The following is a 16,323-nucleotide window of genomic DNA, read 5'->3' on the forward strand; positions in this document are numbered from 1 at the left end:
GTTAATTAATGAAGGAGACAGAGTATGTCAGAAGAAAAAATGAAGTTTAAGCGTCGCGGCTTTTTAGGTGCTGCGGCTGCTACCGGCGGCGTAGTTGCCACCGGCGGCGCGGTACTGCCTAAGGCTTTCGCTCAAGAAGGCAAGCATGAAGGACAAAGCATTCATGTCAATCCCGGTGAGCTCGACGAATACTATGTATTCAATTCCAGCGGTCAGACCGGCGAAGTCCGCGTATTAGGCCTGCCTTCAATGCGCGAAATGCTGCGCATTCCCGTATTCAACCGTTGCAGCGCAACCGGTTGGGGGCAAACCAATGAAAGTATCAAAATCATGCAAGAAGGCATGTTGCCTGAAACCAAAGAGTTTTTGAAAGATCAGGGCGGCGTGTATTTCAACGGCGATTTGCACCATCCGCATATGTCTTTCACAGACGGCACTTATGACGGCAAATATCTCTTTGTTAACGATAAAGCCAATACCCGCGTGGCGCGTATCCGCTGCGATGTGATGAAAACCGATAAAATCACCGAAATCCCGAACGTACAGGGTATTCACGGTCTGCGTCCGCAACGTTTTCCTAAAACCGAAGTGGTCTTTGCCAACGGCGAGCACATCGTGCCGACCATCAATGACGGTACCATCTTAGACAGCGATACGCCTGAAAAAGATTACTGGACAATGATGACCGCCCTTGATGCGGAAACCATGAAAATTCGCTACCAAGTGCGTGTGGACGGCAACCTTGATAACCTCGACACCGACTATCAAGGCAAATACGTCTTCTCTACCTGCTACAACTCGGAAAAAGGCTTTGACGTCGGCGCGATGTCGGCAAACCCAACCGACTGGGTGGTTATCTTCAATGTCAAACGCATTGAAGAGGCTTTGGAAAAAGGCGATTACGAAGAAATCAACGGCGTTAAAGTCGTGGACGGCACGCACGGCAGCCCTTACACCCGCTATATTTCCGTGCCCAGTTCGCCGCACGGCTGTAATGCGGCACCGGACGGTATTCACATCATTTTAAACGGCAAATTGTCGCCGACCGTTACCGTGCTTGACGTGCGTAAATTAGACGACTTCTTTGACGACAAAATCACCGAAGAAGACGTGATTGTCGCCCAGCCTGAATTGGGTCTCGGACCTTTGCATACCGCCTTTGACGGTCAGGGCAATGCCTTCACTACCCTATTCATCGACAGCCAAATGGTGAAATGGAACATCGACAAAGCCATCCGCCAATACAAAGGCGAAGACGTGGATCCGATTATCGAAAAAATCGATGTGCATTATCAGCCGGGTCATAACCACAGCTCGATGGGCGAAACCAAAGAAGCGGACGGCAAATGGCTAGTCTCTCTGAACAAATTCTCAAAAGACCGCTTCTTAGACGTAGGCGTGCTCAAGCCTGAAAACGATCAATTGATCGATATTTCCGGCGAACACATGAAATTGGTGCATGACGGCCCGAGCTTTGCCGAGCCGCACGATATGATTATCGTCCACCGCTCCAAAGTCAATCCGATCAGCATTTGGGATAGAAACGACCCGTACTGGGAAGATGCACGTAAGCAGGCGGAAGCCGACGGCGTGAATCTGGACGAATCCGCCCACGTTATCCGCGACGGCAACAAAGTGCGCGTCTATATGACCGCGACCGCGCCGGCATTCAGCTTGAATTCTTTTGAAGTCGAGCAAGGCGACGAAGTCACCGTTTATGTGACCAACAAAGAGCTGATTGAAGACCTCACGCATGGCTTCACATTGGGCGACCACGGCATTGCTATGGAAGTCGGACCGCAGCAAACCTCTTCCGTCACTTTCAAAGCCACGCGTCCCGGCGTCTATTGGTACTACTGCCAATGGTTCTGCCACGCTCTGCATATGGAAATGTCCGGACGCATGCTTGTCAAACCTAAGAAAGCCGCTTCTTAATGCAGACAGTGCTTTCTATCTTCAAGAAAATGATGGCTTCGGCCGTCATTTTCTCTATTCTGCCCGCCTTGGCAGCCGATATTCCACTAGCAAGCGGCGCAGATTTACAAGCCGCTATCGATAACAGCCAAGACGGCGACCGCCTCTTATTAGCCGCCGGCGATTATCAGGGCAATATCGAAATCACGCGCCCCATCCAAATCATCGGTGCGGAAAACGGCGTCTCCCGCATTATCGGCAATGGCAAAGGACATGTGATTTGGGTCAAAGCCGAACAGGTCGAACTGGCGCATTTGCACATCCACAATTCGGGCAAAACACTCAGAACCATGGATTCCGGCATTTTTCTCGACAAAATCGCCCATCATGCCCATATTCATCACAACAATTTAGAAAACAACCTCTTCGGCATTTACGTCTGGGGTCCGAATCAGGCAATCGTCGAGCATAACCGTGTGAATAACAGCAATGAACCGCGTATGGCGAGCCGCGGCGACGGCGTGAGTTTATGGCGCAGTCCCCACAGCATTATCCGCCACAACCGTTTCAGCGGCGGACGCGACGGTATCGCCACCAATGCCAGCAAACACAATCTATTTGAAAACAATTATTTCCGCGACCTGCGCTTTGCCGTGCATTATATGTACACCGAAGACAGCGAAGTCCGCGACAATCATGCGGAACAAGTTGAAAGTGCTTATGTGCTGATGTTTTCCAACCGCATCCGCGTCATCAACAACCGCATCAAGCAAGCGAAAGAACACGGCGTAATGCTTAATAGCGTCAATTACGCGCAAATCATCGGCAATGAAGTCGATGACGTCAACAAAGCCACTTTTATCTACAACGCAAATTTTAATGAGATTTTCTACAACCGCTTTGAAAACAGCCTCCTCGGCATCCATTTCACCGCCGGATCGGAAAAAAACCATATCGCCAACAATGCCTTTATCAACAACCGCAGCCAAGCCATGTATGTGGGCACGCGCGAAGTCCTGTGGCAGCACGAAGGACAGGGCAATTATTGGAGCGACCACAGCGCCTTTGATTTAAACGGCGACGGCATTGCCGACACGCCCTACAAACCCAATAATTTGATGGATCAAGTGCTATGGCGCGCGCCCTCTGCCAAACTGCTGATTAACAGTCCCTCCGCCCAATTACTCAAATACGCGCAGCAGCAATTTCCCAGCCTGCTGCCGGGCGGCGTCAGCGACCCCTATCCCCTCATGACCATTCCACAAGCACCACCAAACCATGCACAGCATTGATATTGAAAACCTCAGTAAAACCTTCCGCCGTTTCACCGCGGTCAATCAGGTTAATTTACGCATCGCCCAAGGCGAGTGTATCGCCCTTGCCGGACATAACGGCGCGGGTAAATCCACCCTCATCAAAATGATGCTCGGCATCATCCAGCCCAGTGCCGGACACATCCGCATCAACGGCAAATCTCCGCAGGATTACGCACTGCGCCGCCAAATCGGCTATCTGCCCGAAACCGTTTCACTCTACCCCTCGCTCAATGCGATTGAAACCCTAAATTTCTTCAGTAAATTAAAAGGATTATCCAAACGCGACAATATGGCATTGCTGGAACAGGTAGGCATTGCCGATGCCGCCAAACGCCGCGTCGGCACCTATTCCAAAGGCATGCGCCAACGTCTGGCTTTGGCGCAAGCCCTATTGGGCAATCCGCAAATCCTCTTTTTTGACGAACCCACCACAGGGCTCGATCCCGCCTCACGTCAGCAATTCTACGAACTGCTGCAAGAATTGCGCGGCAAAGGCGCGAGCATATTGCTCTCCACCCATGCGCTCTCCGAACTGGTCGGGCAAGTGGATCGCATCGTCATCATGAAACACGGACACAAAATGGCGGACGGCAATCTCTACGAACTGCGCGAACAGGCGCAATTACCGACCCAGCTAATTTGCTATACCGAGCCGAACAGCCGACTACCGCCGCAGTGGCAGGCAATCAGCGACAGCCAATGGCGCCGCTTTGTCTCGCAAAGCGAAAAAACCGCCGTATTGGCGGAACTCTTTGCCGCTCTCACACCGCGCGAAATCGACATATTGCCGCCCACCCTAGACGATTTATACGCCGCTTTCCTGCAACGCGCCCCGATGAGCGAAGCAGAAACAGCCGCCCAAAACATAGGAGCCAGCCAATGAACGCCCTACTCAGCCTTGCCGGCAAAGAATTTACCGACGGCATCCGCAACCGCTGGGTCTTAGCCATTACCTGCCTGCTCAGCCTCTTTGCGCTCAGCCTCGTCTTTTTGGGCAGCGCGCCGGTCGGCAATGTGAAAGCCAATCCCATCGCCATCATCATCGTGAGCTTGGCAAGCCTCAACATCTTCCTGCTGCCGCTTATCGCCCTGCTGCTCGCCTATGACAGTTTGGTCGGCGAAATCGAAAACGGCACCATGCTGCTTCTGCTGTCTTATCCCGTGGCGCGCTGGCAAATCGTCTTCGGCAAATACCTCGGGCAAAGCTTGATACTCATCGTAGCGGTGCTGATCAGCTACAGCATCGCCGCCCTTGCCATCATCTTCAGTCATGAAAAAATCGCTTGGACATGGACATTCTGGCAGCCCTATTTTTCCATGAGCCTAAGCAGCATCGCGCTCGGCATGGCATTTTTAGCCATCGGCTACCTCATCTCCGCAATCAGCCGCGAACGCGCGCGCGCCGCCGGCATGGCAATCGGCACATGGCTGCTGCTCGTATTGATTTACGACATCGCCTTGCTCGGCGGACTGATTGTCGATAAAGGACGCTTCATCTCGGAAAAACTGCTGTCATGGCTCTTATGGTTCAATCCCGCCGATGCCTACCGCCTTTATAATCTCGGCAGCGGCGAAAGCGCCAATGTGGCGGGCATGCTCAATGTCGGCAAAAACATCGCCCTCTCGCCCAATCTTCTCCTGCTTTCTTTAGCCCTGTGGATAAGCCTGCCGCTTGCCGCAGCCATATTCCTGTTTAAAAGGAAATCCCTATGAACACGAAAATCTTACTCCTCAGTCTCTGCGCCTTATTTGCACTCAGCGCCTGCGAACCAAGTGCCAAAAGCGACAGCCGCCCCGCCGCCATTGCCGATATTCCCGAAGATGCCGTCGATCCGCTCTCGCATATGAGCGCTTTGGAAACCGGCGGACATAAAGGGCAAATTCATTTCCACGACGGCAGCGAAAGCCAATGGTTCGGCAGCATCGCCAATTTAATCATGTATACGCGCCTGCCTGAAACTGCCAACCGCCCGATGACCGCCTATGTTTCCCTCAGCGATAATGAAGGCAAAGCCCTCAGCCCTTGGCAATGGACGGCACTGGAAGACGCATGGTTCGTGCTTCTGCCGCCCAATCCCGAAGATCCCTTTTCGCTCGCCACATGGACGGCTTACCGCGAACAAAGCAACGCCGAAGCCGTCGTTCAAAACGTACCGCTGAGCCGCCTTTACCGCTACCACGAGATTCACGACGAAGACCTGCTGGACTGCCATTAAAAATATGTGATGAAAACAATACGGAAAAACCGCAGTTTAAGGGCATTGGCGCTCAGCGCTGCGCTATCTTTTATGCTGACTGCCTGCTTGGTAAATGCGGCGATGGATGGCGCAAAAGTGTCGTCGCGCTGCTTGCTTGAAGCAGGAGAGCAATGGTCGCAATTGCGCCAGACCTGTCTGCGATTATCCGCTGCTGCGGATGTGCGTTTGGACGATAGCGCGTATTCGGGCGCGGCGGTCTATGCTTTGTTCTCGCCGGATCGGCAGCAGGCGGAGCTGTTCGCAAACGATATTGAGGGCAGCTTGCTCTTAGATGCCGTCAAAGGCGGCTATCGTTCGCGCGACGGCGTCCATTATTTACAGTATCGGGACGGCAATTGGCATCGGCGGCAAAAGGCGCCCTGAACGGCGGGTGCATCTTAGGGCAAATTATTATGTATAATGCGCCGTTTATTCTGCGGCAGATGCCGTAAAACAAAAAGAAGGGGACGGCATGGATTACGCCGCAAACACACAGACTGCGCGCATTTACACGCGCGAAGAGCATCAGATTGATGCCGAACGTTTAGACCGCCGCGCCATGCGCATTGCACATCAATTGATTGATGCCGGCTTTGAAGCCTATTTAGTCGGCGGTTGCCTGCGCGACAGCTTATTGTCGCGCGAGCCGAAAGATTTTGATATTGCCACCAATGCGCGTCCGGAGGAAGTGGCGAGGCTATTTCGCAATTGCCGCCTGATCGGACGGCGTTTCCGCTTGGCGCATATCCATTTCGGACGCAATATTATCGAAGTGGCGACCTTCCGCGCCGGTGCGGATGAGGACGTCAAAACCGACAGCGACGGCCATGTAATTGAAGACAATCACTACGGCACCATGGAAGACGACGTGGTGCGCCGCGATTTCACCGTCAATGCCTTATATTACGATCCGCGGTCGGAAGAATTGATTGATTATTTGGGTGCAATGCAAGATTTGCAGCAGCAAGTGCTACGCCTAATCGGCGAACCTGCGGCGCGTTACACCCAAGACCCGGTGCGTATGCTGCGCGCCGCGCGCTTTGCCGCGAAACTGGATATGCAGTTGGAAACGCAGACCGAGGCGGCGATCGGCGTATGTGCGGAAGGTTTGAAATCCGTGCCGCCGGCGCGTTTATTCGACGAAACGCAGAAACTCTTTATGAGCGGCTACGGCGTGAAAAGCTATGAGCAAATGAAACGATTGCAATTGTTCTCCATGCTCTTTCCCGATGTGGCGCGGGTACTGAATCATCCCAATCAGGCATTTGCCGATTATGCCGACCGCGTCATCCGCATCGCTTTAAGCAATACCGATCAGCGCATCGCACAAGACAAACCCGTGACCATTGCCTTTTTGTTTGCCGCCTTCCTATGGCCGGTCTTTCAATTGCAATATCAAGGCTTGCTGAAATCGCGCGACTGGCACAGCGCCATGCACGAAGCGGTGGATTTGGTCTTGATTGCGGCGGCGGAGCGCATCTCCATTCCCGTACGACTGCGCGGCATGATTCGCGAAATGTGGACCTTGCAGGCGCGTTTTGATTTGACCGGCAACAGCCAGCGCAAAACCCGCAGTCTGCTGAGTCATCCGCGTTTTCGCGCCGCTTACGATTTTCTCTTGGTGCGGGAAGCGGCGGGCGAACCTTTGGCGGAAAGTGTACGTTGGTGGTCTTATGCACAGAAGGAAAGCGGCATCGTGCCGATGGCGCTCAATGAATATGACGGCGATTTTGAAACCGCATCCAAAGGCAATCATTTGGAACGCAAAGGCAAAATCAGCGTGAATAAACGCCGCGCGCGCAGAGGAAGAAGACGGTGAAGCGCTGCTATATCGCCTTCGGTTCCAATCAAGACGCGCCGCTGGCGCAATTGCAAATCGCCCGCGAAACCCTGAGAGAACATGCGGATATGCAGGAAGTTGCCGCTTCTTCCATTTACCGCACGCCGCCTTGGGGCTTTACCGAGCAACCCGATTTTTATAATGCCGTCATTGCCTATGATAGTGCCCTAAGTGCGCAAGACTTGCTGTGCTTATTGCAAAGCATCGAGACGGCGCAGCATCGCGAACGTCCCTTTAAAAACGCGCCGCGCACCCTAGATTTAGACATCTTGACCTACGGCGACCAACAAGAACATACGCCGACTTTGAGCCTGCCGCATCCGCGTATGCACGAACGCGCCTTCGTCTTAGAGCCTTTGGCGGAAATTGCGCCGCAGCTGATGATTGCAGGGCAGGGAATCGTAGCGGATTTATTGGCAGGACTGGATTGCAGCGCGCAGGAAAAAATCACGGTGGCGGCTTGGGATAATTTGGCGGTCGGCTAGCCTCAGGCAGGCTTTAAGGCTATAATGCGACTTTCTTAATTTATGAAGGAAAACATATAAATGGCAGATTTTAATCAAATTCTCGATGCCGGCGACGTGGATAGCGGCATCATCAATGTGGTGGTGGAAATCCCTACCGGTTCGAATAATAAAATCGAGTGGGACCGCCAACTCGGCGCCTTTAAATTAGACCGCGTCGAACCGCTGATTTTCGCCAAGCCGACGAATTACGGTTTTATCCCGCAAACTTTGGACGAAGACGGCGACGAATTGGACGCCCTGATTATTACCGACACGCCGCTGCCGACAGGGGTATATTTGGAAGCCAGAATTATCGGCATTATGAAATTCATTGACGACGGCGAAGTCGACGATAAAGTCGTGGTCGTTCCCGCCGATGACCGCCATACCGGCAATGCTATTCAAAGTCTGGCGGATTTGCCCGAGCAATTGATTAAACAAATCGAATTCCACTTCAATCATTACAAAGCCCTGAAAAAACCGGGTTCAACCAAAGTTGACCATTGGGGCGATGCGGAAGAAGCCAAAACCACGATTAAAGATTGCCAAGTGCGTTGGGCTGAGCGCGATTAAATCCCGCGCTTCGTTTTTCTAAAGTCTTGCCTGTAGGCAAGACTTTATTTCATTTTGATAAGGATAAGATGATGAGTAAAAAAGTTCCCATGACCAAAGCCGGCGCGGAAGCCCTGCGCGTCGAATTAGAAAATTTAAAAATCGTACAACGCCCGAAAGTTATTCAAGCTATTGCCGATGCGCGCGAACACGGCGATTTGAAAGAAAACGCCGAATACCATGCCGCTCGCGAGCAGCAAGGATTTATTGAAGGTCGTATTCAAGAGCTGGAATTCAAACTGGGCAATGTGCAGATTATCGACGTCAGCACCCTGCCGAATAACGGTAAAGTCGTCTTCGGCACCACCGTTGAATTGGAAGATACGAATAGCGGCGAAAACATGACCTATAAAATCGTCGGCGAAGACGAGGCGGATATTAAGAAAAATCTGCTGTCCAATACCTCGCCGATTGCCCGCGCCTTGCTCGGCAAAGAAGAGGGCGATGTGGTGGATATCAATGTACCGGGCGGGGTTAAATCTTTAGAAATTATCGCCGTGCATTATCTGGCTTAATAAGACGGCCGTTTTTAAGCAGATAGCCGCTTAATCTTACAATAATGCCTTTTACCGCTGTAGCTTACGGCGATGAGGCAGATTCAAGTATGAACTGCAACGCACCCAAAACTAGCTTTAAGCTCCAATGGCGTCATAAAGCCTAGCACCTTACGAGGACGATTATTCAAATTGTCCTCTATCTCTTTAATGTATTCAGCGCAGAGATTATCAAGTCTCACAGACTTCGGCAAAAAATTGTCGAATCAATCCGTTGAGGTTCTCATTATAGCCGTTAAACTTTAAAACAAGACGGAATTTCCTACGAAGAGCAAAGAAAGCAAAGTTTTGAGCAAAACTCGCTACGCAGAGCCGGCGAAACTGCAAATTCCCACAAAGCCAGTTACGGAGCACTCAAAATCCCCTTTTGCCTTGCCGCAGACAGCGCAGGATTTTGAGCCAAGAAATTTTGAAATTTAAGCGCGTCACTGTTTGAGCGATTAACGAAGTCCGAAGCGTTTTGACGCGCGCCGAACCATAAAAATTAATTTGGCAAGCTGGCAAGGGAACTCCGCGTAGCGGAGCAAGGCAAGGGGCTGCCTTTACGTTGCTTACTAGCGTTTCTTTGGTGATTGCTTTGCGTACTTTCTTTGGCAGCGCAAAGAAAGTACGGCACAGCGCAGCGTTAAAAATAAATCATAAGAATTAAGCAATGCCAGAAATCTGGACGTTTTCAGCATAAATAGATTTTTGGGTTGAATGGCTATAAATTCAAGATATGGCAAAACTTTGGTGTTTTTATGTGTCTTCATTACAGTATTTTTCCATGATGCTATAAACAACGGACGATTTTCTACGGCTCAGCAGCCAATCATCCTTCAACAGCAAGCGCGGAGCATATTTGCCGCTCTCTGCTCAGACCAGCACAAACTGCTCATGACTCAAACTATTCAGCGCTGAGCCACGAATAGTAGCAAACACTTGCGCCTCCGCCGCGCCTGAGCCGTCGGCATCATAAAGCAAACTGCCGGTTTTGCTGTCGAACAATATCCGCTGTTCTTCGCTTGTGGCTTGGCTGCCAAGAGCAAAAGTTTCTGCCGAGATGCTATCGCCCAAAGCAGTGAAGGCGGATTTACTCAAAGCAATCTTATCTTCCTGAACATGAAAATCTTCAATCGTATCTATGCCGCCATCTAACACATCAAAAACAAATACATCCTCCCCGGCACCGCCATGCAATCTATCCGCGCCTTGACCACCATTGAGCCAATCATTGCCCGCACCGGCATAGAGATAATCCGTACCATCGCCGCCATATAAACGATCATTCCCTCCATTGCCATAAAGCTTGTCATCGCCCGCTTCGCCGTAGAGCTCATCATCTTTGTCTGCACCACGCAGCACATCATCTCCTGCACCTGCATAGACAATGCCTTTGCCTTGCCAGTATTGATAGTTATCGTTGCTTTCTGTGCCGTGTAGTGTCAAACCGTTTTCCATCAGTTCTTCTAAGCTGAAAGTCTGATCGGCAAATTGGAAGATTTCAATTTTATGGGCATTATCAGAGAAAAAGTATTCGATTTTAACGCTGTCTTCGGCGCTTGTCTGAATGATTAAATGATAGCCTTCTTGGCGGAAGATGGTTTCTGCTCTTTGAATATCATTAAAAACAATGCGATCAGTATTGGCGGTAGTTTCATAATCGTAAATCACATCCTGACCATGTCCCTTAGCAAAAACATAAGTATCATTGCCATAGCCGCCATTTAAATAATCATTGCCGGCGCCGCCGTTCAAAATATCGTTACCGTTATTGCCATAAAGCTTGTCATCGCCCGCTTCGCCGTAGAGCTCATCATCTTTGTCTGCACCACGCAGCACATCATCTCCTGCACCTGCATAGACAATGCCTTTGCCTTGCCAGTATTGATAGTTATCGCTGTTCTCTGTGCCATGCAGAATCAAACCATTTGCCATCAGTTCTTCTAAGCTGAAAGTCTGATCGGCAAATTGGAACACTTCGATTTTGTAGGTATTGCTATAAAAGTAGTCTTGGATTTTAACGCTGTCTTCTGCACTTGTTTGAATGATTAAATGATAGCCTTCTTGGCGGAAGATGGCTTCTGCTCTTTGAATATCATTAAAAACAATGCGATCAATATTGGTTTTTGTTTCATAATCGTAAATCACATCCTGACCATGTCCCTTAGCAAAGACATAAGTATCATTGCCATAGCCGCCGTTTAAATAATCATTGCCGGCGCCGCCATTGAGCAAGTCATTGCCGTTATTGCCATAGAGCTTATCATCGCCAGCTTTGCCATAAATAATATCTGCTTCATTGCTGCCATTGAGATTATTGTTTGTTTCATCTCCTGCAATACTGCTGTCCAAGATCTCTGCTTCAAATAAACGGTAATAATCATTGATGTTTTGCACAAAATAATCTTGCAGCGTGTTTTGATAAGCAGAAGAATAAGTGAAAAAGTACTTAATCAATTGATATTCTTCTTGAGCAGCGCTGATATTGCCTTGTTCTATTTGCGCTTCAAAATGCTGAGCCAAAGCTTGCCAATTGAGCGATTGGTCTTGGTTATCAGCATTTAAAATGGCGAACATGATTGGCATAAGCAGATGTTGATATTGCGCTGTTTGTAGCAAAATATGGCTGTGCACATACTGAGCAAATTTCTCGAATTCTGCATTAAGAATAGGGGCGGCTAAGCCATGTGGATTAGGGTCTTTTTCTCCCCAGCACCATGTGCCGCTAAAGCTTTTGCCTGTGAGGTTTTCTAAGCTGACAAGCTTTCTCGCATCTAAGACATGCCCATAGACTTTTTTAGGATCACGACTATGAGGGTCTATTTCTGCAGCATCTGTCCATTGATAAATCAGTTCTTCAAGCAGCACTTTAGTATTATTCGCGCCCTCTTGATTGGCTTTTATATACTGCTCTACTAATTGCGTTAAGTGCTTATCTTTTTGCATTGCCATATGCAGATCGACAACATTACCAAAGGCTTGCACATTAGGCAGGGCTTGAATTTCTGCAGAAATCTGAATTTTCTCGCCAATATATTTACTCTGTGCGGTATTCACTTGAAACCATATGTCTTCTGCTATGGCTTCTCTGCCATCGGCAAAATTCACTGTGCCACGATGGCTAATCAAATTGCCCTGTGCATCGCGCTCATTAAGGATTTGCGCATTGAGATCAATGCTGATAATCCCAGCCTCTGCAAGGCTCATCAATTCATCGGTTTCGCTAATCCCGTCTTGATTCATATCCCGCCAAATCTGCAATTGCGCATAAACCGTATCTTGCGCATCAATCTTACCGTCTTGGTTTTCATCATAGGCGGCTAAAGCGGCATAGCCATCGGCAAAGCTTTTCTTGCCCTCTGCATCAAGACTGTGATTGCCAAAAAGTTCTGTACCATTATCAATCTTGCCATTACCGTTTTTATCTAGCACCAGCAAAGCATCATACGCATCTACCCAAGCGGTTTTCTCGGCAAAGCCATTGCCGTCCAGGTCAAAATAAATGGCTTTGTGAATGCCTGCTGCCAATTTAGTGGCATTTACCCCATCACCATTCATATCAATGATGATGGGCGAGGTGATTTGTTCGGCTTTGTCGAGGGAGGGTGCTTGGTCAATTATTGTTTTTATGATTTTTAAAAGATTAGTTAAAATAGAATTGAAATTTCTAAACTCCATATTAAATGTTGGATCAGAAACAATTATATTTGAGCTTAAATTTTCTATATCTAATCTGATAGGCTCTCCATAAAATTCTCTTAATTTATTTGCGGCTTCTCGGGCAATTTCTTCAGCATAATTATCATTATTATCGTTATCTTGATCTGGAATTTTTGTATGTATATCTATGTATTTATCATTAGCATGTTCTATCTCATGCCGTAAAACAGAGGCAGGAGATACAACCCCTATTAACTGATTATCTTTATTTGTAATTAGGTATGCCCAATATGGGTTATATATTACAACTTGAGTAGAAATTGAGCCATTACTAGCCTTTTGACTAAAACTATGTTCAGAATCTGTTAGCAATATTGGTGCACCTGTATTTCTAAGATTAGTTAAAAACTCATTTATTGCTTGTTTTGAACTTTTATCACCAGATGCAATGTAATCTAAAGAAGAATCAAGCATAGTGATTGCATTATTTTTATCTCCATAAAAATTTATGAATTGTACGTTTATACCATATTTACTATTAACCATATTATTTATTCCAATGTATAAGTTTATTCAAGGATTTATTTTCATAATAAGATTTTATTTCATCTTTATCAAAAATTTTGTTTACGATTGTAATTATCCTGTCTAAAGTATCTATTTTAACAAAAATATTAAATTTTTCTTTTTTATTTTTAATTATAGTAGCAGTTATAAAGCCATCTTTACTTTTAGGGTCTAAAAAAAACTGGGATGAGAAAAATAATTTATAAGTATCTTTATTGCAAGAGAAATAAAAATGAGTATCTGCTAATTGACCGCTAGAATGATTAGAATAAGTAAATCCATTATATAATACTTTATCTCTATCATGTGAAAATGTTTCAAGTGTTTTTATAAAATCTAACAATAAACCACTGTTTTCTAGGTTGATTTCTTTATACAAAGAGTTTCTTAAAAAGAAATCATCGTGTTTAAATGGAAATGCAGGTTCATTATAATTCAAGTAATAAATCATTGTTCTTAAAGATAAATCACTTATTTCACAAAATTTTATCTCCTTTAATACCCTGTCGAAATTATTTTTCTCTTCCTCGATAGAATAAGCCAGCGCTTTATTAGAAACTATAACAATCAAAAATAAACAAAAGATATTTGAGGAAATATTTTTGAAAAATTTTTTGATGTGAAAAAAGTATTTAATTTGTTTCCAATTTTTATTTTTTATTATATTGGATATAGTCGTTAAAATTGATTTGGCAGTAATAATATATAATGCATCTAAAGACTCTCGGTTAAGATACGAAATATCATTTTGCTGCATAATCAAATTAACGTTATTTAAGCCAAAATCTGTATCGCAAGCAAATTCATTTTTATTCCAAATCGCACTATGATAGCCACGCTGCATCATATCGCTATAAATCTTATCAACACCCACTTTGCCTTCTTTCTCAATTAATTTTCCATATTTTTCAATATCTGTAGAATTAAGTGCTTTAGTGATTTTATTAGTCATGATTTTCTCCTTTGCTAACTGCATCATCTACACGAAAACTATTTACTAACTTAATTGTATTCTCTTCATATTTCTGCCATTCAGCAAGTATATGACGGTTATAACTTAAATATACCCATGCTTTCATATCATTTGGCAAATGAAAATGATGTGTACAAGGTGGGCGAGCTACTTTGGCATTTGAGCAACGAATAAAGGTTTGTACTTTACCTTTCTCATCACGGCGGACAAAAACATCATCTGTGTCTGCATCTTCACGCCATATTTTTCCGGTTTTAGGATTGATTTCCATTGCAGCATACACTTCTAAACCATTTCCAAGGATTCACCTCATAATCGACATTTCCTAAATGTCGATTTAAGGAAGCACTTAAAGCCTCAGGATTTTTTCCATAAGAGTTGCCGGAAGAAATGCCAACATCAATCCAGTCAAATGTATTCCGCTCTCTATCTTTTTTGCGCGCATAATATAAACTTTCATTTAAGCGGTCATAAAGCTGCAAATCACGATTGCGAAATTCAAAGCCAAAAGACTCAAGAACAGAATCATAATTGCGAATGCTGGGTTTGAAATTGCGCAGGGCTTCGTGGTCAAAACCGGGCGAGTCGTTATATTCCACATATTCCACCACCGTAGGCGGCAAATTCACCGGTACGCCGCCTAAATTGCCGATGATATAGGGTTTGCCGTATTTATCTTTGAGGGCATCATCGGGCATGATACCTGCCGCACCGCCGCCCATTGTGCGGGCAAGATTGGCGGTATCGGCGGCGGTTAGTGCGGTATTTGGCGGTGGATTGCTTTGACTTGATGTTGTTTGAACTTGTGCTTTATTACTCTCTGTTGGATTTTTATTTTGCGGTTCGCAAGCAGAGATGAGGCTGCAGAGCAGTAGAAGAACTGAGATTGATGTGTTGGAGATGCTGTACTTCATAAAGTTTTCCTAAAAAAGAATTCATCCTATTTGGCGTAATTTACAATTTTTTAATTTGCTTTGTCAAGTGTTTGTTATCAGTTGTTTATCGTTTTAGCAAATCTCAGCTAGAGTTTAGCAAATACATAGTTGTGGAAATGAATTTCTGACATGAGCGCTGTGTGTTTTCTTAATTATATAGCCGTTAAACTTTAAAACAAGACGGAATTTCCTACGAAGAGCAAAGAAAGCAAAGTTTTGAGCAAAACTCGCTACGCAGAGCCGGCGAAACTGCAAATTTCCACAAAACCAGTTACGGAGCCTCAAAATCCCCTTTTGCCTTGCCGCAGACAGCGCAGGATTTTTCGGGAACAAGCGCGTCACTGTTTGAGCGATTAACGAAGTCCGAAGCGTTTTGACGTGCGCCGAAAAATTCAAGCTGCCAGGTACGGAACTCCGCGTAGCGGAGTTCCGTACCTGGCAGCACCAGCGCGGACACCATTGCCGGCATTATTGCCGATGAAGCGGCAATCGGCATGATTAACAGCAAAACCACCGCCGTGCGTATCATTCCCGTGCCGAATAAAGAGGTGGGCGAAATGGTAGAATTTGGCGGTTTGCTGGGTTCTGCACCGATTATGCCGGTCAAAACAGGGGATTGCAGCGTGTTTGTCAATCGCGGTGGACGCATCCCCGCGCCAGTGCAGTTTTTGAAAAATTAAAGAATTTGGCTCCAAAACTGCCGCCGCGGCGGTAGTTTCATAATCAGTAATCACATCCTGACCATGTCCCTTAGCAAAGACATAAGTATCATTGCCATAGCCGCCATTTAAATAATCATTACCTGCGCCGCCGTTCAAAATATCGTTACCGTTATTGCCATAGAGCTTGTCATCGCCCGCTTCGCCGTACAGTTCATCGTCTTTGTCTGCACCACGCAGCACATCGTCTCCTCCGCCTGCATAGACAATGCCTTTGCCTTGCCAGTATTGATAGTTATCGCTATTCTCTGTGCCATGCAGAATCAAACCGTTTTCCATCAGTTCTTCTAAGCTGAAAGTCTGATCGGCAAATTGGAAGATTTCAATTTTATGGGCATTATCAGAGAAAAAGTATTCGATTTTGACGCTGTCTTCTGCACTTGTTTGAATGATTAAATGCGTGCCTTCTTGGCGGAAGATGGCTTCTGCTCTTTGAATATCGCTAAAGACAATGCGGTCGGTATTGGCGGTAGTTTCATAATCAGTAATCACATCCTGACCATGTCTC

The 16,323-nt window shown here is 46.7% G+C and carries 14 protein-coding genes and 3 pseudogenes; 11 read left to right on the forward strand and 6 right to left on the reverse strand.

Features of this window, described 5'->3' with window-relative positions:
* Positions 1–24: 24 nt before the first annotated feature.
* The 10 genes from nosZ (at position 25) to greA (ending at position 8,940) form a co-directional block, all read left to right on the forward strand.
* A complete protein-coding gene (nosZ, locus tag DYC63_RS05350; protein ID WP_115218291.1) occupies positions 25–1,935 on the forward strand; it encodes a TAT-dependent nitrous-oxide reductase in 1,911 nt (636 codons plus the stop codon).
* Positions 1,936–1,967: 32 nt separating this feature from the next.
* Complete coding sequence (locus tag DYC63_RS05355) at positions 1,968–3,206, forward strand: nitrous oxide reductase family maturation protein NosD (protein ID WP_218564556.1); 1,239 nt, start codon at positions 1,968–1,970, stop codon at positions 3,204–3,206.
* On the forward strand, positions 3,193–4,113 hold the full coding sequence (locus DYC63_RS05360; RefSeq protein ID WP_115218293.1) for an ABC transporter ATP-binding protein: 921 nt from the start codon (positions 3,193–3,195) through the stop codon (positions 4,111–4,113). The genes DYC63_RS05355 and DYC63_RS05360 overlap by 14 nt, the downstream gene beginning before the upstream one ends.
* On the forward strand, positions 4,110–4,943 hold the full coding sequence (locus DYC63_RS05365) for an ABC transporter permease subunit (RefSeq protein WP_115218294.1): 834 nt from the start codon (positions 4,110–4,112) through the stop codon (positions 4,941–4,943). The genes DYC63_RS05360 and DYC63_RS05365 overlap by 4 nt, the downstream gene beginning before the upstream one ends.
* Positions 4,940–5,446 (forward strand): nitrous oxide reductase accessory protein NosL, encoded by a 507-nt coding sequence (locus tag DYC63_RS05370; RefSeq protein WP_115218295.1) that lies wholly within the window; start codon positions 4,940–4,942, stop codon positions 5,444–5,446. The genes DYC63_RS05365 and DYC63_RS05370 overlap by 4 nt, the downstream gene beginning before the upstream one ends.
* A 72-nt stretch (positions 5,447–5,518) precedes the next feature.
* Entirely contained in the window at positions 5,519–5,851 is a 333-nt protein-coding gene (locus DYC63_RS05375) for a hypothetical protein (RefSeq protein WP_218564557.1), read from the forward strand.
* An 88-nt stretch (positions 5,852–5,939) separates the two neighbouring features.
* The gene (gene pcnB, locus DYC63_RS05380) at positions 5,940–7,286 is read left to right on the forward strand and encodes a polynucleotide adenylyltransferase PcnB (RefSeq protein WP_115218297.1); all 1,347 of its coding nucleotides are present in this window, start codon (positions 5,940–5,942) and stop codon (positions 7,284–7,286) included.
* Positions 7,283–7,792, forward strand: coding sequence for a 2-amino-4-hydroxy-6-hydroxymethyldihydropteridine diphosphokinase (folK, locus tag DYC63_RS05385; RefSeq protein WP_115218298.1), 510 nt, complete (start codon positions 7,283–7,285; stop codon positions 7,790–7,792). Before pcnB ends, folK begins: the two co-directional genes overlap by 4 nt.
* 60 nt (positions 7,793–7,852) lie before the next feature.
* A complete protein-coding gene (locus DYC63_RS05390) occupies positions 7,853–8,386 on the forward strand; it encodes an inorganic diphosphatase (RefSeq protein WP_115218299.1) in 534 nt (177 codons plus the stop codon).
* Positions 8,387–8,457: 71 nt separating this feature from the next.
* Positions 8,458–8,940 (forward strand): transcription elongation factor GreA, encoded by a 483-nt coding sequence (gene greA / locus DYC63_RS05395; protein ID WP_115218300.1) that lies wholly within the window; start codon positions 8,458–8,460, stop codon positions 8,938–8,940.
* 64 nt (positions 8,941–9,004) lie between these two features.
* On the opposite strand, the pseudogene DYC63_RS13735 reads toward greA, so the two are convergent.
* From DYC63_RS13735 to DYC63_RS05415, 5 genes and pseudogenes are all read right to left on the reverse strand, one after another.
* Positions 9,005–9,213: pseudogene (locus tag DYC63_RS13735) on the reverse strand (IS30 family transposase); the annotation flags it as partial.
* 621 nt (positions 9,214–9,834) lie between these two features.
* Positions 9,835–12,639, reverse strand: a complete 2,805-nt coding sequence (locus DYC63_RS05400) for a calcium-binding protein (RefSeq protein WP_172459431.1) — start codon at positions 12,637–12,639, stop codon at positions 9,835–9,837.
* Positions 12,640–13,168: 529 nt separating this feature from the next.
* The gene (locus DYC63_RS05405; protein WP_115218302.1) at positions 13,169–14,140 is read right to left on the reverse strand and encodes a hypothetical protein; all 972 of its coding nucleotides are present in this window, start codon (positions 14,138–14,140) and stop codon (positions 13,169–13,171) included.
* Entirely contained in the window at positions 14,133–14,432 is a 300-nt protein-coding gene (locus DYC63_RS05410; protein WP_115218303.1) for a hypothetical protein, read from the reverse strand. Before DYC63_RS05410 ends, DYC63_RS05405 begins: the two co-directional genes overlap by 8 nt.
* Positions 14,416–15,075 carry a hypothetical protein gene (locus DYC63_RS05415; protein WP_115218304.1) on the reverse strand — a complete coding sequence of 220 codons (660 nt, stop codon included), beginning with the start codon at positions 15,073–15,075 and terminating at the stop codon, positions 14,416–14,418. The genes DYC63_RS05410 and DYC63_RS05415 overlap by 17 nt, the downstream gene beginning before the upstream one ends.
* A 449-nt stretch (positions 15,076–15,524) precedes the next feature.
* Here DYC63_RS05415 and DYC63_RS12730 point away from each other — a divergent pair.
* Positions 15,525–15,776, forward strand: a pseudogene (locus DYC63_RS12730) (DUF711 family protein); the annotation flags it as partial.
* Between the two features lie 75 nt (positions 15,777–15,851).
* Here the strand turns inward: DYC63_RS12730 and DYC63_RS13525 are convergent.
* Positions 15,852–16,307: pseudogene (locus DYC63_RS13525) on the reverse strand (calcium-binding protein); the annotation flags it as partial.
* Positions 16,308–16,323 lie beyond the last annotated feature (16 nt).

It is taken from the genome of Suttonella indologenes, assembly GCF_900460215.1.
GTDB classification, from domain to species: Bacteria; Pseudomonadota; Gammaproteobacteria; order Cardiobacteriales; family Cardiobacteriaceae; genus Suttonella; species Suttonella indologenes.

Bases quoted from the DNA above. Each gene is read 5' to 3' on its own strand.
- nosZ (WP_115218291.1), top strand. From the start codon at position 25: ATGTCAGAAGAAAAAATGAAGTTTAAGCGTCGCGGCTTTTTAGGTGCT.
- DYC63_RS05355 (WP_218564556.1), top strand. From the start codon at position 1,968: ATGGCTTCGGCCGTCATTTTCTCTATTCTGCCCGCCTTGGCAGCCGAT.
- DYC63_RS05360 (WP_115218293.1), top strand. From the start codon at position 3,193: ATGCACAGCATTGATATTGAAAACCTCAGTAAAACCTTCCGCCGTTTC.
- DYC63_RS05365 (WP_115218294.1), top strand. From the start codon at position 4,110: ATGAACGCCCTACTCAGCCTTGCCGGCAAAGAATTTACCGACGGCATC.
- DYC63_RS05370 (WP_115218295.1), top strand. From the start codon at position 4,940: ATGAACACGAAAATCTTACTCCTCAGTCTCTGCGCCTTATTTGCACTC.
- DYC63_RS05375 (WP_218564557.1), top strand. From the start codon at position 5,519: ATGCTGACTGCCTGCTTGGTAAATGCGGCGATGGATGGCGCAAAAGTG.
- pcnB (WP_115218297.1), top strand. From the start codon at position 5,940: ATGGATTACGCCGCAAACACACAGACTGCGCGCATTTACACGCGCGAA.
- DYC63_RS05390 (WP_115218299.1), top strand. From the start codon at position 7,853: ATGGCAGATTTTAATCAAATTCTCGATGCCGGCGACGTGGATAGCGGC.
- greA (WP_115218300.1), top strand. From the start codon at position 8,458: ATGAGTAAAAAAGTTCCCATGACCAAAGCCGGCGCGGAAGCCCTGCGC.
- DYC63_RS05400 (WP_172459431.1), bottom strand. From the start codon at position 12,639: ATGGAGTTTAGAAATTTCAATTCTATTTTAACTAATCTTTTAAAAATC.
- DYC63_RS05405 (WP_115218302.1), bottom strand. From the start codon at position 14,140: ATGACTAATAAAATCACTAAAGCACTTAATTCTACAGATATTGAAAAA.
- DYC63_RS05410 (WP_115218303.1), bottom strand. From the start codon at position 14,432: ATGGAAATCAATCCTAAAACCGGAAAAATATGGCGTGAAGATGCAGAC.
- DYC63_RS05415 (WP_115218304.1), bottom strand. From the start codon at position 15,075: ATGAAGTACAGCATCTCCAACACATCAATCTCAGTTCTTCTACTGCTC.